At 55.2% G+C, this 24,497-nt stretch carries 15 protein-coding genes; 12 read left to right on the forward strand and 3 right to left on the reverse strand.

What is annotated here, in order from left to right:
- The first annotated feature begins 85 nt into the window (after window positions 1-85).
- The 7 genes from ACXYMU_RS04490 to ACXYMU_RS04520 all read left to right on the forward strand — a co-directional run bounded on the left by ACXYMU_RS04490 (window position 86) and on the right by ACXYMU_RS04520 (window position 12,501).
- A complete protein-coding gene (locus tag ACXYMU_RS04490; protein ID WP_458985154.1) occupies window positions 86-2,299 on the forward strand; it encodes a family 43 glycosylhydrolase in 2,214 nt (737 codons plus the stop codon).
- A gap of 96 nt (window positions 2,300-2,395) precedes the next feature.
- The gene (locus ACXYMU_RS04495) at window positions 2,396-6,469 is read left to right on the forward strand and encodes a glycosyl hydrolase (RefSeq protein WP_458985155.1); all 4,074 of its coding nucleotides are present in this window, start codon (window positions 2,396-2,398) and stop codon (window positions 6,467-6,469) included.
- 175 nt (window positions 6,470-6,644) lie between these two features.
- A complete protein-coding gene (locus tag ACXYMU_RS04500; RefSeq protein WP_458985156.1) occupies window positions 6,645-8,072 on the forward strand; it encodes a BNR repeat-containing protein in 1,428 nt (475 codons plus the stop codon).
- A 159-nt stretch (window positions 8,073-8,231) separates the two neighbouring features.
- The gene (locus ACXYMU_RS04505) at window positions 8,232-9,395 is read left to right on the forward strand and encodes a glycoside hydrolase family 88/105 protein (protein WP_458985157.1); all 1,164 of its coding nucleotides are present in this window, start codon (window positions 8,232-8,234) and stop codon (window positions 9,393-9,395) included.
- A gap of 238 nt (window positions 9,396-9,633) precedes the next feature.
- Entirely contained in the window at window positions 9,634-10,656 is a 1,023-nt protein-coding gene (locus ACXYMU_RS04510) for a PfkB family carbohydrate kinase (RefSeq protein ID WP_458985158.1), read from the forward strand.
- Window positions 10,646-11,305 (forward strand): bifunctional 4-hydroxy-2-oxoglutarate aldolase/2-dehydro-3-deoxy-phosphogluconate aldolase, encoded by a 660-nt coding sequence (locus tag ACXYMU_RS04515; RefSeq protein ID WP_458985159.1) that lies wholly within the window; start codon window positions 10,646-10,648, stop codon window positions 11,303-11,305. Before ACXYMU_RS04510 ends, ACXYMU_RS04515 begins: the two co-directional genes overlap by 11 nt.
- Window positions 11,306-11,478: 173 nt before the next feature.
- The gene (locus tag ACXYMU_RS04520; RefSeq protein ID WP_458985160.1) at window positions 11,479-12,501 is read left to right on the forward strand and encodes a LacI family DNA-binding transcriptional regulator; all 1,023 of its coding nucleotides are present in this window, start codon (window positions 11,479-11,481) and stop codon (window positions 12,499-12,501) included.
- Window positions 12,502-12,554: 53 nt separating this feature from the next.
- Here ACXYMU_RS04520 and ACXYMU_RS04525 read toward each other — a convergent pair whose 3' ends face one another.
- Window positions 12,555-14,648, reverse strand: coding sequence for a S8 family serine peptidase (locus ACXYMU_RS04525; RefSeq protein WP_458985161.1), 2,094 nt, complete (start codon window positions 14,646-14,648; stop codon window positions 12,555-12,557).
- A gap of 485 nt (window positions 14,649-15,133) precedes the next feature.
- On the opposite strand from ACXYMU_RS04525, the gene ACXYMU_RS04530 reads away from it, so the two are divergent.
- From ACXYMU_RS04530 to ACXYMU_RS04540, 3 genes are all read left to right on the forward strand, one after another.
- Window positions 15,134-16,516 (forward strand): alpha/beta hydrolase family protein, encoded by a 1,383-nt coding sequence (locus ACXYMU_RS04530; protein ID WP_458985162.1) that lies wholly within the window; start codon window positions 15,134-15,136, stop codon window positions 16,514-16,516.
- A gap of 518 nt (window positions 16,517-17,034) precedes the next feature.
- Complete coding sequence (locus tag ACXYMU_RS04535; protein ID WP_458985163.1) at window positions 17,035-17,184, forward strand: hypothetical protein; 150 nt, start codon at window positions 17,035-17,037, stop codon at window positions 17,182-17,184.
- A 119-nt stretch (window positions 17,185-17,303) separates the two neighbouring features.
- Complete coding sequence (locus tag ACXYMU_RS04540; RefSeq protein WP_458985164.1) at window positions 17,304-19,994, forward strand: MGH1-like glycoside hydrolase domain-containing protein; 2,691 nt, start codon at window positions 17,304-17,306, stop codon at window positions 19,992-19,994.
- Between the two features lie 87 nt (window positions 19,995-20,081).
- Here the strand turns inward: ACXYMU_RS04540 and ACXYMU_RS04545 are convergent, their stop codons facing one another.
- A complete protein-coding gene (locus ACXYMU_RS04545; RefSeq protein ID WP_458985165.1) occupies window positions 20,082-20,552 on the reverse strand; it encodes a CHRD domain-containing protein in 471 nt (156 codons plus the stop codon).
- 336 nt (window positions 20,553-20,888) lie between these two features.
- Here ACXYMU_RS04545 and ACXYMU_RS04550 point away from each other — a divergent pair, with 336 nt between their 5' ends.
- Window positions 20,889-22,148: a DUF819 family protein gene (locus tag ACXYMU_RS04550; RefSeq protein WP_458985166.1), complete on the forward strand. Its 1,260-nt coding sequence runs from the start codon at window positions 20,889-20,891 to the stop codon at window positions 22,146-22,148.
- 66 nt (window positions 22,149-22,214) lie between these two features.
- Here the strand turns inward: ACXYMU_RS04550 and ACXYMU_RS04555 are convergent, their stop codons facing one another.
- Window positions 22,215-23,447, reverse strand: coding sequence for a nucleoside recognition domain-containing protein (locus tag ACXYMU_RS04555; RefSeq protein WP_458985167.1), 1,233 nt, complete (start codon window positions 23,445-23,447; stop codon window positions 22,215-22,217).
- A 335-nt stretch (window positions 23,448-23,782) separates the two neighbouring features.
- Here ACXYMU_RS04555 and ACXYMU_RS04560 point away from each other — a divergent pair, with 335 nt between their 5' ends.
- Window positions 23,783-24,448 carry a porin family protein gene (locus tag ACXYMU_RS04560; RefSeq protein ID WP_458985168.1) on the forward strand — a complete coding sequence of 222 codons (666 nt, stop codon included), beginning with the start codon at window positions 23,783-23,785 and terminating at the stop codon, window positions 24,446-24,448.
- The last annotated feature ends 49 nt before the right edge of the window (window positions 24,449-24,497 follow it).

Here is a 24,497-nt window from a genome sequence, read left to right on the forward strand (position 1 = left end):
GACGCATAGGGATCGGCTTGATGCCGCTTCCCGGATTTTACAGACTTCGCTTGATACTATAATAGGTAAATTATATCTTACTACAATGAAAAGTTATTTATGCTTTGCTGCGGTAGCGATAGGGACACTCGCAGCGTCCTGTGGCAAACAATTAGCAAGCAGCACAACGGCAGGTAACGCGGCTGGCGAGGCCCTAAACAGCACAGCCAAGGAAGAACCCAGCGCCTACCTGTTCACTTACTTCACCGGCAACCGCAAAGACGAGGAGGCGATCCGCTTTGCCCTCAGCACCGACGGCTATACCTACCGCGCCCTCAACGGGAACGAGCCCGTGATCAACTCCGCCGACATCAGCTCGACAGGCGGGGTGCGCGACCCGCACATTCTGCGTGGAGCCGACGGCAGGACATTTTACATGGTGGTAACGGACATGGTGTCGGCCAACGGCTGGAGCTCAAACCGGGCAATGGTGCTGCTCAAATCCACGGACCTGGTTAACTGGACTTCCAGCGTGGTGAACATGCAGGAGCAGTTTCCGGGCAACGAGGACCTGCTACGGGTATGGGCGCCGCAGACCATTTATGACCCGGAGGCCAACAAGTACATGGTTTACTTTTCGATGAAGCACGGCGAAGACCCGGATAAGATTTACTATGCCTACGCCAACAAAGATTTCACGGGGCTGGAAGCCGCCCCGAAACAGCTTTTCCACAGCCCCACCAACGGCGCGTCCATCGACGGGGACATCATCCACAAGGACGGCAGGTATCACCTCTTCTTCAAAACCGAGGGGCAGGGCTCAGGCATCAAAATAGCCACGTCTGATAAACTGACCGAAGGGTATGAGCTGCAGGACAGGTACGTACAACAGACCCAGGATCCGGTGGAAGGCTCAGGCGTGTTTAAACTGAATGGTAGCGACGAGTATATCCTGATGTATGATGTGTATACCAAAGGGAAATACCAGTTTACCAAGAGCAAAGACCTGCAAAGCTTTACGGTGATAGACGAAGACGTCAGCATGAACTTCCACCCGCGGCACGGCACCGTGCTGCCCATCACGGCTACGGAAGCTGCCCGGCTGATGCGCAAATGGGGCTCCGCAACGGACGTAATTGCCTCGGCCAAAGCGGGTGCCATCAAGCAGACCAACATCACCTTCGACACAACCAGCCATACCCTGCACCTGCCGCTCAAGCCCGGCACAAACCCAAGCGCGCTTGATCCGGAGTTTATGACTTTTCCGGGTGTAACCATCAGCCCAAAGGGAGCACAGGATTTTAGCAAAGGACCGGTTGCCTACTCCGTGACGGTGGAAGGGCAGAAGCCGCAGGTATACCAAGTAACGGCTGGTGTGGCGCACAACCCCGTGCTCGGTGGGCTCTATGCCGACCCGGATGTGCTGTATGCTGAGAAAACCGGCAAGTTCTACATCTACCCGACCAGCGATGGGTTTACGGGTTGGGCAGGCACGTACTTTAAAACCTTCTCTTCTGAGGATCTGGTGAGTTGGAAAGACGAAGGCGTGATCCTGGACCTGCACAAAGACGTGCGCTGGGCTGATCGCAATGCCTGGGCTCCCACCATCATCGAGAAGAAACTAAACGGGGAGTACAAGTATTTCTACTATTTCACGGCTGCCCAGAAAATAGGCGTGGCGGTAGCCGATAACCCCACCGGCCCTTTCGTGGATTCCGGTAAACCGCTGATCGACAAGTTGCCGGAGGGGGTAAAAGGCGGCCAGCAGATAGACCCGGATGTATTCACGGACCCTGAATCAGGCAAAAGCTACCTATACTGGGGAAATGGCTACATGGCCGTTGCCGAACTGATGCCTGACATGACCTCCTTGAAGCCGGGGACCACCAGAGTCATCACCCCGGATGCCACGTTCCGGGAAGGTGCGCACGTGTTCTTCCGCAACGGAACCTACTACTTTTTATGGTCGGAAGACGACACGCGGAGCGAGAACTACCGGGTACGCTACGGTATGTCCACCTCACCGGTCGGCAAAATAAAGGTCCCTGAAAACAACCTGGTTATCGCCAAAGCCCCGGAGAAAGGCATTTATGCCACCGGCCACAATTCGGTTATCCAGGTGCCGGGCCGCGACGAGTGGTATATTGTGTATCACCGATTCAATTTTCCTAAAGGCATTGCAATGGGCGATGCAGCAGGGTATAACCGCGAAGTTTGCATCGACAGGATGGAGTTCAATGCCGACGGCAGCATCAGGCAGGTGATGCCTACGCACGAGGGAATCAAACCGCTGCAAAGAGCCAAGGCAAGAGGGAATTAACACAGCTTGTGCCAGTGCTTCGGCAAGAAAGGAGCAGTGTTCAACTGCTTTAAACAGATGGACCATAGGGGCCGGTAATTAAAACGAGATTGTTCTATGCAAAGACGTGACTTCATCAAGCTAACCAGCGCCACCGGCATGTTGCTGCTGGTAACGCCAACCGGAATCCTGCAGGCCTCTTCGCCCAAGTATACCTCCACGCTGGAGAAGCTCTTTGCCGATCCGCCTACGGTGGCGAAACCGGGCACGATGTGGTTCTGGATGAACGGGCAGGTATCCAAGCAGGGCATCACCCTGGACCTGGAGGCCATGCACCGGGTGGGGGTTGGCGCTGTGTTTAACTTTGATGCTGGCACGGGCATCCCGAAAGGGCCGCTGGAGTATTTGAGCCCCGAATGGCTGGAAACGAAGAAGTTTGCCTTTGCAGAAGCGGAGCGGCTGGGCATAGAGTTTAACATGCACAATTGCCCCGGCTGGTCCTCCAGCGGCGGCCCCTGGATAACCCCGGCCTTGGCGATGCAGCAGCTGACCTGGAGCGAAACCACCCTAAAAGGAGGCAAACGCGTGCGAGCGTCAGTACCCAAGCCGTTCCATAAGCTGGACTACTACCAAGATGTGGCAGTGGTGGCCTTTCCGACGCTGGCAGGGGAGGAACCGCTGGCGCAATTGCTAAGCAAGGTAACTTCAAGTAACGGTGCTGTGGATATAGAGCAGTTGAATACCAGTGACCCGAACGCTGTTGTGGTGCAGCCAACAGATGGGGAGGCCTGGCTGCTGTTCGAGTTTAAGAAAGACTTTCCGGCCCGGTGTGTTTCCTTTACTACCGCCGCCGTGAAAGCGAAGGCCCCAACCGGCGCTGTCAATACCATCCTGCCGGAGCAGCAGGAGCAGCTGGTGTTGGAGGCTTCCGAAGACGGCGTGACTTTTCATCCGGTAGCGACACTGGCGGCCTCGGGCAGCTTGGAACCTACGCAGGTAATAAGGGATTTCCCGGCCACGAAAGACAGATACCTGCGGCTAAAATCCTCGGGTGCCCGCAGCTTTTCGCAGGTGCGATTCTCGGCTGCAGGTAAGTTCAACGAGTGGCAGAAGCGGACAAACCTGGAGTATAACGGGCTGGGGCTGGAAGAATTGGCGCCTGCCGCAGGTACGGCCATCGACCTGAACAAGGTAGTGGACATCACCCGCTATATGAACGAGAATGGCGAGTTGAGCTGGAGAGCTCCTGCCGGCAACTGGACGGTGCTGCGCCTGGGGTATACCCCCATCGGCACAACGAACCGCTCCGCCCCCGACACCGGCTTTGGCCTGGAGTGTGACAAGTACCGGGCCGAGGCGGTGGAATTCCACTTTAACAAGATGATGGATATCCTGCTGCCGGTCATCGGTTCTATGGCAGAGAAAGGCATGGTGGGGCTGGAGATAGACAGCTGGGAAGTGGGCATGCAAAACTGGACGCCCGGTTTTGAGCAGGCCTTCGAGAAGCGGAATGCCTATGACTTGACCCGGTACCTCCCGGCGATGACCGGGCGCGTGGTAGGCAGTGCCGATACCACCGAGCGCTTCCTCTGGGACCTGCGGCGCACGCAGGCCGATATGCTCGCCGATAACTACTACGGCAAGTTCGATGAGTTGTGCAACCAGCACCAGATCATTTCGTACGTTGAGCCCTACGACAGAGGCCCGATGGAGGAGATGCAGATCGGCTCCCGCGCAGACAGGGTGCTGGGCGAGTTCTGGAATGGCCTTTCTTCCATCTTCCAGAACAACCTGACCATGCGCCGCACCTCGAAGCTCGCCGCCTCCGTCGCGCATATTAACGGGCAAAGGGTAATCAGCACCGAGTCCTTTACGGGAGAGCCCGAGGCCGCCCGCTGGCAGGCGTATCCGTTTGGCATGAAGGCCACCGGAGACAAGAACTTTTGCCTGGGCATCAACCGCATCGCCATACACCGTTTTGCGCATCAGCCGCACCCTACTGCCGTGCCCGGTATGACCATGGGGCCCTGGGGTATCCATTTCGACCGTACCAATACCTGGTGGGAGCCCGGCAAAGCGTGGCTGAACTATATGGCGCGCTGCCAGAGCCTGCTGCAACAGGGGCAGTTTATTGCCGACCTGGCCTATTTCTCCGGCGAGGACCCCGGCATGTACACCACCGTGAACCGCGAAGACCTCCACCCATCCCCGCCCTTCGGCTACGATTACGATGTGATCAACGCGGAGACCATCCTGAAAAGCGCCCGGGTGGAGAACAACCGCCTGGTGCTGCCGCATGGCATGAATTACGGCGTGCTGGTGCTGCAGGAATATGAGCGCATCACGCTGCCGTTCCTCCGGAAAGTGCACGAGATGGTGCAGCAGGGGCTGCCGCTGGTGGGGGCCAGGCCTGTCGGCACGCCTGGCCTTCAGAACCATTCTGCGCAGGCAGAGGCAGAGTTCAACAGGCTTTGCGAAGAATTGTGGGGAAAGCAGGAGGAGGCCGTTGTAAACCGCAAGGTAGGAAAAGGACACGTATACTGGGGGCAACAGCTGACAGATGTGCTGCAGGCGCTGCAGCTCCAGCCCGATTTTGAGTATTCTTCCCGCTCCGGCGATGCCCCTATCACCTATATCCACCGGACAACAGACGAGGGAGATATCTACTTTATCAGCAATCTGCGGCGCACGCCGGAAGAGGTGGTGGGCATATTCAGGGTAAGCGGCAAGCAGCCGGAGCTCTGGGATGCCGTGACCGGGAAGATGATTTCCACGCCGATCTACGAGGAAAGCCATGGGCGCACTCACGTGCCGGTGCAACTCAACCCTTATGGCTCCATGCTGGTAATTTTCCGTGGCGCTGCCGCTGAGGAGCGCGTGCAGGCCATCACCCGAAACAACCAGGTGGTACTCGGGACGCAGCCTTTCCCTGGGGTAGCGCGGGAACTGTACAAGGATGTGATCAACAACTTCACCGTCCTGTTTTGGGCGAAGCCTGAGCAGAACATCATGCTACGCACAGATAACTTTATGGAGCGCGTAGAGCACCCCTGGACGGATTTTTATGCCGTATACCCTGCCTCGGGAAGCGCCCTGTACGGGCCGGAACATGCAGTGAGCGGGGTGGCGCTGGGCCGGAACGGGGTGGCTGTCTGGGAAAATACCGCGAACCTGCCGGTTTTTGTGCTGGCAGCTCCTGTGGCTATTTCCGGCTGGTCTCACATCGCGATTGTATACAGCGAGGGGGTGCCCTCCGTGTACGTGAACGGGCAGCTGGTGAAAACAGGGGAGAAAAAACATACCTACGTGCATCCGGGCATCGGCAAAGCCTACCTGCAGGAGGGCGCTTCCTACTTCAACGGCGACATGACGAAGCCGGAGCTTTTAAACGAAGCCCTGCCCGAAAGCCGGATCAAGGCACTGGCTGCCAAGTCTCCGGACACCACGGCCGCATGGACTAAGGTAGTAGAGCCCGTGGGTGAAAAGTCGGCTGAATTCCTGTTCTGGCAGGAGGGCAGCTATACTGCCCTTAGCTCCCGTAACAAGTCTTACAAAATGTCAGTCGCGGGGCTGGAGCCACCGAAAGTCCTCACTGGCTCGTGGCAAGTCTCTTTTCCGCCGGATCGGGGGGCGCCTGCCAGCATCACACTGCCGCGGCTCATGTCGCTGCACAAGCACGCCGTAGATGGGGTAAGGTATTTCGCTGGCACGGCTACGTACAGCCACAGCTTCCGCGTCGTGGCCAGCAACCTCCAGAACGGCAAGCGCTTGTTTTTGGACTTGGGCCAGGTAGAAGTGATTGCCGAGGTAAAGGTGAATGGGAGGGATATGGGGATTCTCTGGACACGGCCCTATATGGTAGACATCACAGACGCTGTGAAACCGGGCACGAACCAGCTGGAGGTGAAGGTAACCAACCAATGGCCAAACCGCCTGATCGGGGATGCGCAGTTGCCGGATGTGGATGCCTATATGCCCGGAGGGGGGAACAGCGCCTTTGCGCCTTTGGTGAGCGGTGCCATCGAGAAGTTGCCAGCGTGGTACCAGCAGGGGCAGCCAAAGCCCGACGATGGCCGCGTGACCTTTACCACCTGGAAGCACTACACCGCCGACACACCGCTGCTGGAGTCGGGCCTGGTGGGGCCGGTACTTATCCGGACAGCTATGCTAAAAGCGCTTCGGCAGGTGTAACTGTACAGCGCGCAGGTTTGAAAGGAACGATCGCCTGGTGATAAAGCAAAATCAGGAAATTCATCAGCTGCTTTCGGAGGGATAGGAGGTATAAAATGACGCAAATTTATACCCCACGTTCGTCCAAAAACAGTTTAGCCTGCCTCTACACTGTAACAAGCCGCGCTATAGGCAGGTGCAACCGCACTCTGACATGCCGCGCATGGTTGCCAAAACGCAGCGTGTGCTGTCCCGGGCGGCTTCGGTGGATGACGATTTTCCTATGATTGATAATATACCCCAACAGGCATCGAAAATACTTTGCGCCCTGTTCTTTTTGTGCCTCAGTGTTACCTCCTGCACCACCCCGCGGCTGGCGCAGCCCACTTCCACCACAATTGCCGACGGCTGGGCCAACAACTCGGTGAATGCGGTGGTGTTCCGGAAAAACTCGTTGGTCACGCACCAGGGCACCCAGTACGCCGCCTGGTACGCTGCCGACCGGCAAGTGGTGCTGGCCAAGCGCAGGAGCGGGGCTGAAACCTGGGAAATCAGCAAAACCGGCTTTACCGGCAACGCCTCCGATGCGCATAATACCATTAGTCTGATGGTTGATGGCAACGGCTTCCTGCACCTTTCCTGGGACCATCATAACAACCCCCTCAACTATGCCCGCAGCGTAGCGCCCGGTTCGCTGGAACTGACCGAAAAAATGCCGATGACGGGGCAACAGGAGAAAGTCGTGTCTTACCCGGAATTTTACAGACTAGCGGATGGCAACCTGCTTTTCTTTTACCGCGACGGAGGTTCCGGGCAGGGCAATATGGTCATCAACCGCTACGACACCAAGCAGCAGAAATGGACCCAGCTTCACAGCAACCTGATCAGCGGCGAGGGGGAGCGCAACGCCTACTGGCAAGCGTACATCGACGAGCGGGGAACCATCCACGTGTCGTGGGTATGGCGCGAGAGCCCCAATGTGGCCAGCAACCACGACCTGAGTTACGCCCGCTCCACGGACGGGGGCATGACCTGGGAAAAAACAAACGGGGAGAAGTACACCTTGCCCATCACGGAGGCAACAGCCGAAATCGCCCAACGCATTCCGCAAAACAGCGAACTGATCAACCAGACCTCCATGGGGGCAGACGCTACCGGCAACCCGTTCATTGCCACCTACTGGCGGGAGGCTGACTCGGACGTACCGCAGTACCACCTGGTATATCATACCGGAAACAACTGGAAAACCCTGGCGCTTGACTTTCGCGCAACGCCGTTTAGCCTGAGCGGCGTGGGCACCAAAAGCATCCCGATTGCCCGGCCGCAGGTGCTGGTGAAAAACGCCGGCGATGCGACGTCGGTGCTCATGATTTTCAGAGATGAGGAGCGCGGCAGCAGGGCCTCGGCAGCCGTCATTCAAAAGCTGTCTGATGCCACCTGGACGATCCGAGACTTGACGCAGGAATCGTTGGGGGCATGGGAGCCAAGCTATGACACAGAACTCTGGAAGGCAAAAGGCATTCTGAACCTGTTTGTGCAAAAAGTGGTGCAGGTGGATGGTGAGGGCCAGGCCGACGTACCGCCGCAGCCCATCCGGGTAGTGGCGTGGAAGCCGGAATTTTAGGAGCTAATGGTGTGGCTGAGGATGAAAAATCACTGAAGCGAACAGCCGTACCCGGCTTCGGGTGAATAGTCTCAGGCAAGAGTAAATCGCTTTCACCCCCCCTTGGTAACAGAGGCGCATTCCACTATCAGACCTACATTAAGATAAAATTTATACCTCATGATAAAGACCAGATTGTCTGTTTATTGCACGTTTTTGCTGTTTTTGCTTGGTGCTTGTGCCACATCGTCCGGCACAAAGTCCGGTCACCCGCTTTTGCCTGACTCAAAGGAGGAGGTGGTGCAAGTAATCGATAAGGCGAACACGTATTGGCAGGAAACGAACCCGACGCCGGGCTGGGCCTTCTGGGACATCGCGGCCTACCATACCGGCAACATGGAGGCTTACAAGGTAACGCAGAATCCGGCTTTCAAATCTTACTCGGAGGCTTGGGCGGAGCAGAACCAGTGGAAAGGGGCTAAGTCAGAGAACAGGGCCAACTGGAAATACCATTACGGCGAGACGGATGAGCACGTGCTGTTCGGAGATTGGCAGATCGCGTTCCAGACCTACATCGACCTGTATAACCTGGACAAGGAAAAGGACCCGAAGAAAATTGCCCGCGCCCGCGAGGTAATGGAGTACCAGATGAGCACGCCCAACAGCGACTACTGGTGGTGGGCCGATGGCCTGTACATGGTGATGCCCGTGATGACCAAACTCTACAACGTGACGGGCAACGAGCAGTACCTAGATAAGCTCTACGAATATTACCGCTACGCCGACTCGGTGATGTATGACCCGCAGGAACAACTGTATTACCGTGATGCCAAGTATCTATACCCCAAGCACAAGAGCGCCAACGGGAAAAAGGACTTTTGGGCGCGTGGCGACGGGTGGGTGTTTGCCGGACTGGCCAAGGTGCTGCAGGACCTGCCGAAGGATGCCCCGCACCGGGACTTCTTTATGGAAAGGTACAAGGGCATGGCAGAAGCGGTGATGAAATCGCAGCAGCCGGAGGGCTACTGGACGCGCAGCATCCTGGACCCGGCACACGCCCCTGGCCCCGAAACCAGCGGCACCGCTTTCTTTACCTATGGTCTGCTTTGGGGCATCAACAAGGGCTACCTGGACAAAGAGGAATACCTGTCAGCTGCCGCCCGGGCCTACCATTACCTGACTACCACGGCCTTACAGCCCAGCGGCAAAGTGGGGTATGTGCAGCCCATCGGCGAGAGGGCCATACCAGGCCAGGTGGTGGACGTGAACTCAACCTCTGGCTTCGGGGTAGGCGCTTTCCTGCTGGCCGCCTCCGAGTTGTACCGCTTTCTGGATAAAAATTAGTGAACGTCAATCGCACAGGTGCCCGTTCCGAATGGTAACTGCGCTGCAGTTAGTATAAACAACACTCCTGAGGTTATGCTTCTTTGACCCAGCATCCTGCTCAGCGGCTATCCCGCTATTTGGGGTTTTAGAGGTGTATTTCTGTTGCGGATTTTGAAGTAGAGGCGAAGGGTATAAAAGCGAGCAGGGATAACTCAGGATAAATTTATTAATTTAAGGCATCAAAAATTAAAAACATATGGGCAAAGTACTCTCTTTCGGTGAGCTTTTATTAAGGATATGCCCCGACGAAGGCGGCCAGTGGTTACAGCACAACAGCCTGCCTTTTTATGTGGGCGGGGCTGAGGCCAACGTGGCCACGGCGCTGGCACTATGGCAAGTGCCTTCGGCTTATTTTACTGCCGTGCCCGACAACTTCCTCTCCGAGCAGCTGATTGGTTACCTGCAAAGCCGACAGGTTGGCACAGCGCCTATCGTGAAGCAGGGGGAGCGGCTGGGCCTCTACTACCTGCCCAAGGGCAAAGACCTGAAAAACACGGGGGTGATCTATGACCGTGCCGGCTCCTCGTTTGCTACGCTGCAGCCAGGCACCATCGACTGGGCGCAGGTGTTCGAGGGCGTTAGCTGGTTCCATTTCAGCGCCATCTGCCCGGCCATCACACAAAGTGTGGCCGACGTTTGCGCAGAGGCACTGGAGGAGGCGCGGCGGCGAAACGTGTTCGTGTCGCTGGACCTGAACTACCGCGCCAAGCTCTGGAAGTACGGGAAAGACCCTGTGGACATCATGCCGCAGCTCGCGCAGCAGTGCAACCTGATTATGGGCAACATCTGGGCAGCCAGCCAAATGCTGGGCACACCCCTAGACGAGGGGCTGATAGCCGACCGCAGCAAGGAAAGCCTGCTGCAGCACGCCCAGATCACCTCCGAGGCCATCATCAACCAATTCCCGAACTGCAGCATTGTGGCCAACACGTTCCGCTTCGATTACGGCACGGAGGGCATCCGCTACTATACCGCACTCTACACCGAGGGCCGGCTTATCGTGTCGCAGGAGTACGTGGCCGACAAGATATTGGACAAGGTAGGCAGCGGCGACTGCTTTATGGCGGGCCTGATTTATGGCTTCTACAACCAGTTGCCGCCCGCCGACACATTGGCGTTTGCCACCGCCGCAGCCTTTAAAAAACTGTTTATACCCAGCGACGCCACCACCTCTACGGTAGCCGAGATACACGAAACCATCCATACATATGCCAACTAAAGAAACCGCCTTGCAAGCCATCGTGCAGCAGGGCCTGTTGCCGCTTTTTTTCTACGAAGACCCGGAAGTGAGCCTGGAGATTGTCCGCGCGCTCTACAAAGCCGGCATCCGGACGCTGGAGTACACCAACCGCGGCCCGGCCGCTCTGGAGAATTTCACTTACCTGAAAAAGGAGCTGAGCCAGCAGTACCCGGACCTGCACCTGGGCATCGGCACCATCAAGACCACTGCGCAGGCAGATGCTTTCATCAAAGCCGGAGCCGACTACCTCGTTTGTCCGGTGGTGGATACAGCGGTAGGAAATGCCGTGCACGAGGCCGGGCTGCTATGGATACCAGGCTGCTTTACCCCCACGGAGATTCATACCGCACAACAGGCCGAGGCAGCGCTCATCAAGCTGTTTCCGGCTAACATACTGGGGCCGGCTTTCATGTCGTCTATCAAAGAGCTCTTTGCGGGGCAGCTGTTTATACCAACCGGCGGCGTGGAGCTGGAGAAAGCCAACATCAGCACCTGGTTTAAGGCAGGGGTATGCGCGGTGGGCATGGGCAGCAAGCTTATCAGCAAAGAGGTGTTAGAGCAGCAGCAGTACGGCCGTTTGCAGGAGGCCGCCGAAGAGGCCCTGCGCCTGGTAAAGGAAAGCAGGTAACTATCCTCTTTCTGATCAAGGAATAGCCATCTTTGGGTGTTTCGTTTAGACAAACCGGGAGAGCTGGTTTTACGCTGGCGGGCACCTGTCGTGGCCTGCCCAGGCGTGCCTGCCGCTAGGGGCTTTTCTTTTATTTGGTTATATTTACAGCATTGCCGCCGAAGTTGTCCCAGATGAAAAAGAAAATCCTTATAAGCGATATTGCCAAAGAGCTTAATATCTCTATCACTACTGTTTCCTTTATTCTGAATGGAAAGGCAAAGGAGAAACGCATCAGCGACAGCCTGACCGCCAAGGTGCTGAAGTTGGTAGAGGAGGTAGACTATAGGCCCAACCAACTGGCGCAAAGCCTGCGTACCGGCAAGACGAATACCATCGGGTTGATGGTGGAGGATATCTCGAACCCCTTCTTTGCGAGCATTGCCCGCAAGATTGAGGAAAAGGCCTATAGCGAGGGGTATAAAATCATTTACTGCAGCACCGAAGATAACGCCGAAAAAACCAGGGACCTGATCAGTATGTTCAAAGGGAAACTGCTGGATGGCTATATTATCACGCCGCCTTCGGGTATAGAAGAGGAGGTACAGAAACTGATGAGCGAGGGGCTGCCCGTGGTGCTGGTTGACCGAACCATTGCGGGCCTTGATACCAATACGGTCGTAGTGGATAACTTAACCGGGGCGTATGACGCCACTTGCCATTTGTATGAGCAAGGGTTTAAGAAAATCGCCTACATCACCACAGATTCCACGCAAACCCAGATGCAGCTGCGCCTGGAAGGTTACCAGAAAGCCGCCAATAGCTATGGCTTTGAGCCGATGGTGCTGGAAATCCCGTTCGGGAACGAGGCGGATGCGATCGTGCGGCAGGTGCGTGACTACCTGGAGGCGCATCCCGCTGTAGATGCCGTTTTCTTTGCCACGAACTACCTAGGGGTGCGGGGGCTGGAGGCCATTGAGTCGCTTGGCCTGGAGATTCCGTCGCGCATGGGCATGGTATCTTACGACGACAACGATGTTTTCAAGCTGCACAAACCATCCATCACGGCTGTGGCACAACCAACAGACGAGATAGCAAACCATACCATCAGCATCATGCTGGACCTGCTGAAAGCAGATAACCAGAAAACAGCCGCTAGCCAGTCTGTTATGCTGCCCACCCAGCTGATTGTCCGGGATTCCAGTCACCGCAGATAGTTCATCCGATCTCCTTTAATTTCCCGCTTTATCCATACATATGACAGCAGCAGTTAAGCACTGCTGCTTTTTGCTTTTTTCCGGGTGTTGCCTGCCTTTACCTGGCTTAGTTTTTCGATTGCTGGTGAGCTGTTTCGGTTCAAAGGTTCCGGGCTGAGGGTGAGTTCCAGGCCGTAACGCACCAAGCGGCCTGTGTCCCGGGCGGCTTTGTCCTCTATCTTCAGCGTCCAGGTGCCTTTGGCGCTCTTGCCCCGGAAACGGGTCAGGTCCGGCGTGGTCATCGCATCGAATACCTTGTTCAGGTTATTCGTGGAGCCCCCGCTCCGGTTGTGCAGCACCACGCTGCTGCCGGTAGGGGGAATGAGCGTCACCACCAAATCGCCGATATAGGTATGCCGGATGTCTACCTGCACGGTCAGGTCGTCCACCAGGTCTGTTTCCCCGACCTCTACTGCCACCCGCACGGTATGCAGGTCTGGCAGGCGCCGGTTAAAGGTGCGCACCACGCTTACCTTGTTGGTAGGCGCAGGCTTGGCCAGGCGCACGGCGGCAGCGGCATTCAGGCGGCCATACCCATAGAACTTGCTCCAGCCTTCCTCGTTATACCCGCCGCCATGCGGGTCGATCTTGTCGCAGCACTGGCGCATGATGTCCCGTACTTCTTGCCAGCGCAGGTCCGGGTTCTCTGCCAGGATGAGGGCTGCCACGCCTGCTGCCCCCGGGCAAGAGCTGGAGGTTCCCCCAAAGCTATTGGTATAGTTCCCGGCGACATCGCCTAACTGTGGCCGTCCGTTGTTATACCCTGCTGTGCCCGTCCGGTCGGTGGTCCAGATGCCGGTGGTCAGGGCATCGGGGTGGTTGTAGGGGGCATAGCCGAAATCGCTGCTCGGGAAGGCGCACCAAACCGCGTTGCCAAAGTCGCTGTACACGCTGCGCGTGCCCCGGTCGTTGCAGGCGGCCACCGCAATCACACGCTCGTAGCTGGCGTAGCCGTCGTTATCAACGCTCTCGTTGCCGTTACCGGCGGCAAACAGCACCACGCAGCCTTTTCCGTTGCGGCCCTGTGTGGTGGCGTAGTCGATGGCAAGGCGGGTGCTGGCCGGGATAGGCACCGTTTGGTTGTGGCGCGGGTCATCGGGGTTATACCAGGCCCCATCGGGTGGCCCCCAACTGCACGAGATCACATCAGCCCCATGGTCGGCGGCCCATCGGAAGGCGCTGGCTTCCTGCTGTGAACCGAGTCCCGACACTAACCTGATGGGCAGGAGCTTTGCTTCGGGCGCGACACCGGAGGCACCCACGCGGCCATCGGCACAGGCTACCCCGGCGCAGGCAGTGCCATGGTTATCGGGGTACTGCGGGTAAGAGTCTTTGGGGCGTGGGTCGGAATTACCTATAGTGGCATCGCGCGGGGCGACCACTTTACCCGCACTGGCAAATTCGGGATGGTCAATGTCTATGCCATCATCTATCACCGCAATGGTCATGCCCTGGCCTTTGGTGGTCTGAAGGGCGGCAGCCACGTTTGCGCTTGCGTTTACCAGCACATTGCTGACCGTGGTGGTGTGCAGGTGCCACTGCGGCGGGAAAACCTCCCTGAAATTCCGCTGCCGCAGGATCTCCGGATGGCAATACTCCACGTCCTCCCGATCTAGCAGGGCCAGCGCCAGGTCAAATACCTGCGTACCGCTGCCTTCCGGAGCCGCCACAAAAAAAGCGTTGGTGGCATAGTCCACCTCCTGTTTGATGGACAGGCCAGCTTCACGGATCACCTCCCGGCAGTGTTCCGGGTCGGCTTCGTCTACAAACTTCACAAACAGGTTTTCGGTATAGATCACCGGCTCCCTGGACTGCTCATCTACCAGCACTCCTCCGGCAAAGCGCACATCAGTCTGCATCCGGAGCGTATCTTTCCTTTCCTGCACCGACCTTGCCTCCAGGCCGCTGGGCAGGACTTTGTATACCTCCACGCCTGCTTCCGGAAAGGTCATGATAAGTTGGCTGTCTTCCACGGCTTTGGAGGCAGGCGTCAGGACCGGGCCGCCCAGCAGCGACCGTGTAGACCGGGTGCGCACGGCAATCAGGTCATTGCTTTTTTCGAAGGTAACGGCCGGTTCATCTTTTCGGCCAAATTTAACTTGAGGCATAAGGCAAGGCTTGTTTTCGTGGATGATGTTTTATGGTGGTGCGTCTGTCGATAGCTTCAGGACAGGAGCCAAGGGTGGTATGGGTAGGCAAAAGCACGAATCAATGATGGGAGCGTATGGTTTTATACTGCTAACCAAAGCTATTGTTGTATTATGAAAGGTATTTTTGTTTGTATTTATAGCTTTTCGTGGGCATCGGATTCCTACAAAACGCTCACAAGTCAAGAAAAAGGAAAAGGTGTCGCCGGCAAACATCATCGCGCACCTTTTACACAAAGCAGTCACATAAACCTGGTAAGATGACCTTAAAAACCTGTTTTTAATTTGATTAATCTTATTATCGTCCGTATACAGGTAAACCAGAACCATCAAACTACCTGCTGCGTCACCCACGTGCCCTTTTTGCCGCCCTGCCTTTCATGCTGCCTGCTGCAGCACTCTTGTTGAGACTTTATTTATTTGATGACCATATAGCGTGAATACTTATGAAGAATCTATTTACTCCCCAGGCGATAGCTGGCCGTGAAGTCAAAAAATGGCAACAAGCAGTGAACGAGCGGCTGCAGTGCCTGACCGTTTTTACCTATACACAAATCTGGCGCAATGCTGGCAGACACCTGGGTTTGCTGTGCCTGCTGCTGCTGCTTACCCAATGCGAGCAGCTGACAGACGTGGAGCCCGGCCGCAACATAAGTGAAAACAAGCGCGGCGCAGTGCAGGATGTGCAGGTTATAACAACAGTTGACGGGGAAACCACCCGCGTTACCCGGACCATGGAAGTGTTGCCTTCCGGGGAAATTATCCAGATAGTGGTGCCCGAACACTGGAACGGTGAACTCATTCTGTATGCCCATGGCTATGTGCCGGCGTTTGTGCCCCTGAGCCTGCCGGATGAGGCGGCGAAGTACATGCCACTTTTCACAAGTCTGGGGTATGCCTTTGCCACCACCAGCTTCAAGCAGAACGGCATTGCCATTCTGAGCGGGCTGCAAGACATGGTGGCGCTGCGTGCGCTGTTCATAGAACGGCACGGAATGCCGGAGCGTGTGTACCTGACGGGCGGCTCGCAGGGAGGGGTGATTACAACCCTCGGGATGGAGCGTTACCCGAGCTTGTTCGATGCTGGTCTAACGCTGTGCGGGCCATGCGGCTATTTTCAGGGGCAGATCAACTACTATGGCAATTTCCGGGTACTGTTTGATTACTTTTTTCCGGGTGTGTTGCCGGGCAATGCCATTGATATCCCACTGGAACTTCAGTTGAATTGGGAGGGGAAATATGTGCCGCTTGTGCTGCAGGCCATCCAGCAAAACCCTGCGGCCACCGAAAAACTGCTCCGAACCTCGATGGCCCCCTTTGACCCCAATGACCTGAGCACTGTTGGGGAAACCGTGATTGGGGTGCTGACTTACGATGTGCTGTATACCGAAAATGCTAAACAGGTGTTTGGCGGAAACCCATTCGACAACAGCAAGCAGGTATACTTCGGCACCGGCAGCTTCCGGGAAGACTATAAACTGAATGTCAGGGTGCAGCGCTTTTCCGGCGATAGAAGGGCCCTCCAAAACATCCGGGAGAACTACGAGACAAGCGGCGAACTGGCCCGCCCCCTGGTAAGCATGCACACCACCCGCGACCCGATCGCTTTGTTCTGGAACCAACCCATTTACCGGGGCAAGGTGTTGCTAAAGGGCAAGAGCCAGTACTTCACCGCTTTCCCGATCAACCGCTACGGGCACTGCACCTTCACCGACAGCGAGGTGTTTGCCAGTTTTTCGGTCATGGTGCTAAACGCAAATGGGCAGCAACTTCTTGCCAAAGCCAGCGACACGGAAGGGCGTATTGTGCGCTCCGTTGTTACACAGTAGCGCTGATCGGCCCAAATAAACCGGGATGCGTTGTTCTCTGTATGGGAATACGACGACAAGGGGATCTCCCAGCCAATGCATCAACTAAAACTTTCGTGCGAAAATCTACTTAAACCTGAGAGGTCCTGTTGCCCAATGCAGCAGGACCTCTCAGGTTTACAGACAGGCGCTAAAAAATAATTTCCTTAAAAACAGCCTGAAGCCGCAGCCTGTGCGGGAATCCAGGATTGTAAAAAATGTTCACACCATAGATAGAGTATAATACAATTTTTTGCAGTACATTGGAGGACTCATGACGACACGTTTTGCATTGTGCAACAGGGTTTTAATAAGCAAAATGATCGATTTTGATTTATAATTTTGTTAAAATATAATTTTATAAAACAATTTTTTAAAAATTATGTAAGTAATTGTTGGTCTGGCAATAAATCATTGAAATATATTTTTTTATAAAATAACTCATTTTAAACAGGAGGATACGGCTTGGGTATACTTGTACTAGCAAAAACGTAACATGGATGACAGCACACGTTGCGGGCGGCAATGACTTGTTTAGCCGTGACAGCAGTATGTATTGCTTTGATAAGTTGCTGCTACCGTTTAAGGTAGATAAGCTTCCCACGCCACTCCTCACTTTAGCAGGCATAAGATCATACCTGCTTTCTTAATCATTATCTTTTGAACCGAAGGTTAAGGGGATGCCATATCTGGCATAAACTTCGCACCAAAGGATTTTGCATCCTAAGGTGTCAGACAAGCGCTGGCGCCTCACTACAAAGCTTTTAAAATGCATACTAATCATAATCACACCTCAATTGAAGAAGAACGCTTAGCGCTCTCTACAAGCAACAGAAACTGGAAGAAGTGGGGCACCTATCTTTCGGACCGCCAGTGGGGCACCGTGCGGGAAGACTATAGCCCGGACGGTGAAGCCTGGAGTTTTATCTCGCATGATATGGCGCAAAGTAATGCCTACCGCTGGGGCGATGAGGGCATTGCCGGCATCTGCGACAACCAGCAGATTCTTTGCCTGGCACCTGCTTTCTGGAACGGGCAAGACGACATCCTGAAGGAGCGCTTGTTCGGACTCACGAACGGACAGGGCAACCACGGCGAGGACGTGAAGGAGCTCTATTACCACCTGGATGCCACGCCAACGCACTCGTACACCAGGTTCCTGTACAAATACCCGCAAACGGCCTTCCCTTACCAGGAGATTGTTGAGAAGAACCGCCGCGGCCGCCACCAACCTGAATTTGAGTTGCTGGATACTGAGGCTTTCCGGGAGAATCGCTACTTTGACATTTACATTGAGAGTGCCAAGGCCGAGCCCAACGACATCCTGCTGAAGGTGACCGTGTATAACCGCGGACCGGAAGAGGCTACCATCCATGTGCTGCCGCACCTATGGTTCCGGAATTACTGGAAGCACAACACGCGCTACACCAAGCCGAACATGACGGCACCTGCCGACAATTGCATCCGGACCAGTTCCGACCGAAACGGGAGGTTTTACCTGTATCACCAGGATGGCCAGCAGTTGTTTTGCGACAACGAAACGAATAACCAGCGTGTGCACCACCGCGACAACGAATTCCCTTATGTGAAGGATGGCATTAATAACCACGTGATCCATCACCAGGACACCGTGAACCCAGAGAAGCAGGGGACGAAAGTGGCTATCTGGTATAAAGAGAGCATTCCGGCCGGTGAGTCCGCCACGTTTAAGGTGCGCCTGAGCAAAAAGAAACTAGAGAACCCCTGGTCTGACTTCGACACTGTTTTTGACCTGCGGAAGGTAGAAGCAGACGAATACTACAAACAGCTTTTGCCAGCCCGGCTTTCTAAAACGCACAACCAGCTGGCCCGCAGCGCCTTTTCCGGCATGCTCTGGACGAAGCAGTTCTATTACCTGGACATGTACAAGTGGCATTATGGGGAGACACAGGAAGAGGCGCCTTTCCGCCACCTGAAGCGCAACCTCAATTGGCAGCACCTGACGTGTCGGCACATCATCTCGATGCCCGACAAGTGGGAATATCCCTGGTTTGCTGCCTGGGACCTGGCGTTCCATGCCACCACGTTTGTGCACGTAGACCCTGATTTTGCCAAACACCAGATGCAGCTTATGCTGCGCGAGTATTACATGCACCCGAACGGGCAGATTCCGGCTTACGAGTGGAACTTCAGCGATGTGAACCCGCCGGTACACGCCTGGGGGGTATGGCAGGTATACGAAACCGATAAAGCCAAGACCGGCGTGCCGGATTATGACTTTCTGGAGCGGGCTTTCCAAAAGCTGCTCATGAACTTTACCTGGTGGGTAAACCAGAAGGACGTGAACGGAACGGACCTGTTTGAGGGTGGCTTCCTGGGGTTGGATAACATCGGGGTTTTTGACCGAAGCCATTTGCCTCCGGGTATTAAAAAGCTACAGCAGGCCGACGCCACCAGTTGGATGGCCATGTACTCGCTGAACATGCTGCGCATGTCTCTGGAGCTGGCCCAGCACAACAAGTCGTATGAGGAATCGGCGGCGAAGTTCTTCCGCCACTTCCTGAACATCGCCAAGGCCATGCACCAGATCGGTAAGACCGATATTCCGCTGTGGGACGACGACGAGAAGTTTTATTATGATGTGGTGCAGTTTGAGGGCGGCACCAACGAGCGGCTGCGGGTGCGGTCGTTGGTGGGCATTATTCCGCTGCTGGCCGTAGAGGTGATTGACAGTAGCTTGTTTGATAAGATGCTGGAGTTTAAGCTTCGGGCAGTGAGTATTATCCGCACACGGCCTGAGATTGGGCAGCTGATTTCGGATATCGAGGAGAAAAGCAAAGACGGCAACTACCTGTTCTCAATCATGCGCGGCTACCGCCTCGACCACTTACTGCGCCGCATGTTAGATGAGAATGAGTTCCTGTCGGATTTTGGTATCCGCTCGCTTTCGAAGTTCCACGAGGAAAATCCGTTTCAGTTCGGGCATAACGGCAGCCACCATACCATCCAGTACGAGCCGGGCGAAAGCTCCAGCCCTATGTTTGGCGGCAACTCTAACTGGCGCGGCCCTATCTGGTTCCCGCTTAACTACCTGATCATCCAGTCGCTGCGCAAGTACCACAAGTATTTTGGCGACGACTATCGGTTTGATTTCCCGACGGGTTCTGGCAATAAGCTAAACCTGAAGGAGATTGCAAATGAGTTGACCAAGCGGCTACTCCGCATTTTCGGGCGCGACGAGAATGGGAAGTACCAATATCATTCTGACCATGCGCCTTACGCCGAGGACGAGCACTTCCGGAACCATCACCTTTTCTATGAGTTTTTCCACGGCGATACCGGCCAGGGGCTGGGTGCCTCGCACCAAACCGGCTGGACCGCCATGGTGGCCAACCTGCTACTGGAAATGGAAGATTACGATGCCAAGGAGTTTGAAGACTTGGAGCGCCAGGTACAGGCATCTGCTGTAGCGGCGTACTAAGTACTCCTGAGTTACCTAAAACAAGGCGGCCTTGCTCTCACTAGATTGTTATAGTGAGGGCAAGGCCGATTTTTGTTTGACTGGAAATTATTGCTTCAGCACCTGGCCCCGAAGTTCGCCCCCTGGGTTGGCGGTGGTATGTATGTTTACGTACCACAGTCCGTTCAACAAGTCAGCCTCCTGGGCAGCAGTCAGGGCAGGTGTCTGGCCCTGTATCGGGCTGGTGTACGGAGCTGTACCGATTGGTATTTCCACACCACCTGCCACGCCAACTGCCCCCTTATGGAAGTGCATTGCCGTTGGCGTCAGGCCCTGGAACGTGATGGTATAAGACAGGACATTGGTATCATCGTTATAAGTGCCGGAGAAGGTGCCGGTGGCCGAGGTGGTAACAGGTGGGGTTTCCTGGGCACCGGTAAGGTTAACCTGTTGCAGTGCAACCAGGTTAGGGGTTCCGTCATCGTCGTCGTCATCATCGTCATCACAGCCGCTGAAAGCCAGAAAGCCCCCAAGCAACACGATCATCCAAAATACATTTGGTTTATGGTTCGTCTTCATAGTCAGAAAATTTGTTGGTTTGATAAAATATTAATAACTCTATTAGTACGTGTGCGGAAGGGTGATGGGGTATGGAATAATTAAGTTTTTAAACTGACAATCAATAAGTTGTAAATAGAAGTCGGGCAATATGACTGGTGCCTACCATAGCTGAGCGGAGACCCGCATCGGATAATAAAAACACTGAAGATTGGAGTTTAGAAAAGGGGGGTTAGGTTGGAGCAAATACAGGGTTTGCTGCTTGGTTTTAACTGAATAGAGCGGATATGGCCCTGGAGCCAATAAAAATCACTTTCTTAGTAGTTCGTACCAAACCCTAACCTCACTACCACATTTATGGAGCAAGCCGCTGCCAATCCTGCTTTAATTACCAACGATGCCGTCGTGCTGGGCATCCTGGTGCTGATCCTGGCCTTTGTATTCAAGACCTCCTCCAGCCAGCATCCCTTTTTCCGGAAATTTTACGGGGTGGTGCCCTCGGTGCTGCTGTGTTACCTGCTGCCGAGTTTGCTGAACACCTTCGGCGTGATTTCGGGCGAGCATTCCGGTTTATACCATGTGGCATCCCGCTACTTGCTGCCGGCTAGCTTGGTGCTTTTCACTGTCAGCCTCGACCTGAAGGAGATTTGGAAACTGCGCCACAAGGCCGGCCTGATGTTCATCACCGGCACCGTGGGCATCCTGATCGGCGGTCCGCTGGCCATCCTGATCGTGTCTAGTTTTGCCCCTGACCTGGTGGGGGGGGCGGGTCCGATGGCGGTATGGCGCGGACTCTCGACGATAGCGGGCAGCTGGATAGGCGGCGGCGCCAACCAGTTGGCCATGTTCGAGGTGTTCCAGCCAGACCCTGACCTTTTCTCTGCCATGATCGCGGTGGATGTGATTGTGGGCAACGTATGGCTGGCCGTGCTGCTGTATGGCGCGGGCATCTCCGACAAAGTGGACAAGTTCTTCGATGCTGACAGCTCCGCCGTGAACGAACTGAAGGAGAAGGTGGAGAAGTACCGCCTCAGCATCATGCGCATCCCCACCGTGGCCGATACCTTTATGGTGGTGGGTGTAGGACTGGGTATCACGGGCATCTCGCACTTCTTCGCCGACATCATCGCCCCCTGGATCTCTGAAAACGCTCCTTACCTGGATAAATTCAGCCTTACTTCCGGGTTCTTCTGGCTCGTGGTTATTGCCACCGCATTCGGTATGGGCCTGTCCTTTACACGGGCACGCCAGCTGGAGGGCGTGGGGGCTTCGCGCATCGGCTCGGTGTTTTTATACCTGCTCGTGGCCACTATCGGGATGCAGATGCAGATCGGCGCTATCGTGAGTCAGCCCGGTCTGTTTCTGGTGGGCTTCATCTGGATCCTGATTCACCTGCTGCTGCTGGTGATTGTCGGGAAGCTCATCAAGGCGCCATTCTTCTTCCTGGCGGTGGGCAGCGAGGCCAACGTCGGTGGTGCCGCCTCAGCACCTATTATTGCCAGCGCCTTCCACCCAGCCCTGGCGCCGGTAGGGGTGCTACTGGCAATTTTCGGGTATGCCATCGGTACGTATGCCGCCTATATTTGTGGCTTGCTGATGCAGATGGCGGCAGGATAGGTATGGGAGTAAGCGCAGGTGCCAACGGGGTATGGGTGATTTAGTATCGCCCATACCCCGCTTGGTTTAATGGAAGAACAGGTATGCGATGGTGATGGCGGCAATGATGCCTGCCAGGTCCGCAATCAGGCCACAGGTAAGGGCATAGCGGGTTCTGCGCACGCCCACAGAGCCAAAGTACACGGCCAGAACGTAGAAAGTCGTTTCGGTGGAGCCCTGGATAGTGGAGGCCAGCTTCCCGACAAAAGAGTCCACACCATAGGTGTTCATCGCCTCCACCATCATGCCGCGTGCGCCGCTGCCGCTCAGGGGCTTCATGAAAGCAACAGGCAGGGCCGGCACAAAGTCCGTGTTCAAGCCCATCACACCAAACAGATAGCCCAGTCTGCCCACCAGTATATCCAGGGCACCGGAAACCCGGAACACCCCGATGGCGACCAGTATGGCCACAAGGTAGGGAATGATGGTAATGGCCACAGAAAAGCCTTCCTTAGCGCCCTCAATAAAGGCCTCATACACGTTCACCTTCCGGATGAGGGCCAGGGAGATGAAGGCGATGATGATGGAAAACAGAATCACGTTGCTGGCCACCGTAGAGATGATGCCGATCTGCTCCTGCGATATGGTACTGAAGTAATAGATCAGCCCCCCGATCAGCAGCGACAGCGTACCCAGGTAAGCCAGAATGACGGGGTTGAAGAGGTTGAGGCGCTGGTATAAGGCCACCGCAATAAGGCCCACCATGGTGGAGAAAAAAGTGGCCAGCAGGATGGGTATAAAGATATCAGAAGGGTCGGCGGCGCCCAGCTGCGCCCGGAACACCATGATGCTGATCGGGATGAGCGTGAGGCCGGAGGTGTTGAGCACCAGGAACATGATCTGCGCGTTAGAGGCCGTGTCCTTGTCAGGGTTCAGCTCCTGCATCTCCTTCATGGCCTTGAGGCCAAGGGGGGTGGCGGCATTGTCGAGGCCCAGCATGTTGGCCGAGAAATTCATCAGGATAGAGCCAAACACGGGGTGGTTTTTGGGAAGCTCAGGGAAAAGCCGGTTAAAGAACGGCCCCACCATCCGGGCAAAAATAGCGATGATGCCCCCGCGTTCCCCCACTTTCATGAGCCCCAGCCAAAGTGTCATCACCCCTGTCAGACCCAAGGAGATCTCGAAGCCCAGCTTGGCGTTGTCGAAGGTACTGGCGACCAGCTTCTGGAAAATTTCGATGTCTCCGAAAAAGATGAGCTGAAAAAGGGCGATGCAGAAAGCGATCAGGAAGAAAGCTGCCCACAGGTAATTTAAAACCATCAGAAGGTAAGGTTAGGGTGCTACAGATGAAGCCGTAAGTTACAAAGCCGCCCGGCATAAAAAAATACGTCCCTGACACGCCTGCTCCCTGGCTGGCCCCACTGCCATACCGCCGGTACTTGAGTAAGGGAATAATAAATTGCTGTTTTCAAAGAATTTTGCTCGGAGGTATAAAAAAGCGCCGAAGCGTTTTCATATATAATAAACTGATATACAGTGTGGTGTGCGGGAGGCGCTGGGAGAGGGGGATGGCATAGCGGTTTTGCCCAAATCCGGATAGGCAAGAATGGTCGTATTTTTGCCGTTCTAAACGCGTTACACCAAATACCTTTATTATGAAGAAGTTATTCTTTGCGATTGCCCTGTTAGTGGGTTCTTTCACAGCCGCACAGGCACAGGCCACCTTCGGCATCAGAGGAGGCGCCAACCTGTCGAACCTGTCAGGTGACCTGCGCGATGAGGAGATGTTCGAGAACAAGGTGTCTTTTCATGGCGGTATTACCCTGAACTTCCCGATCGTGAGCGACTTTGTGTCGATTCAGCCGGAACTGCTCTACTCCAGAAAAGGCTTTAAAAGCAGCGGCGAGGAGTATACAAACCTGCTGTTGCAGAAACGGAGAAGAGAGGGAAGCGTAAGCTACAACTACCTCGACCTGCCGATCCTGGCGAACGTGAATGCCGGTCCGGTATACTTTGAGTTTGGCCCGCAGTTGAGCTACCTGCTGAACGTGAACAACGAAACCCGCCTGTATGATGGCAGCGGAAATGAAATCGACAGCTCCAGCGAAAGCAAGAGCAAAGACGGCCTGTCGGAGTTTGAGATTGGCTACGCGGCTGGCTTCGGCTTCACTTCCAAGAACGGCATCAGCCTGGGGCTGCGCTATAACGGTGCCCTGACCGACTTTGTGGATGACAAAAACTACTTTGACGGCGACCTGTCAAATGCGCGCCACTCTGTGTTTATGCTGACGCTGGGCATCCGGGTGCCGTCTGCTAACTAAACCGGATTTACTTTGATCAAAAGCCAGTCTTGCCTCATGGGCAGGGCTG

It is taken from the genome of Pontibacter sp. CAU 1760 (assembly GCF_054482735.1).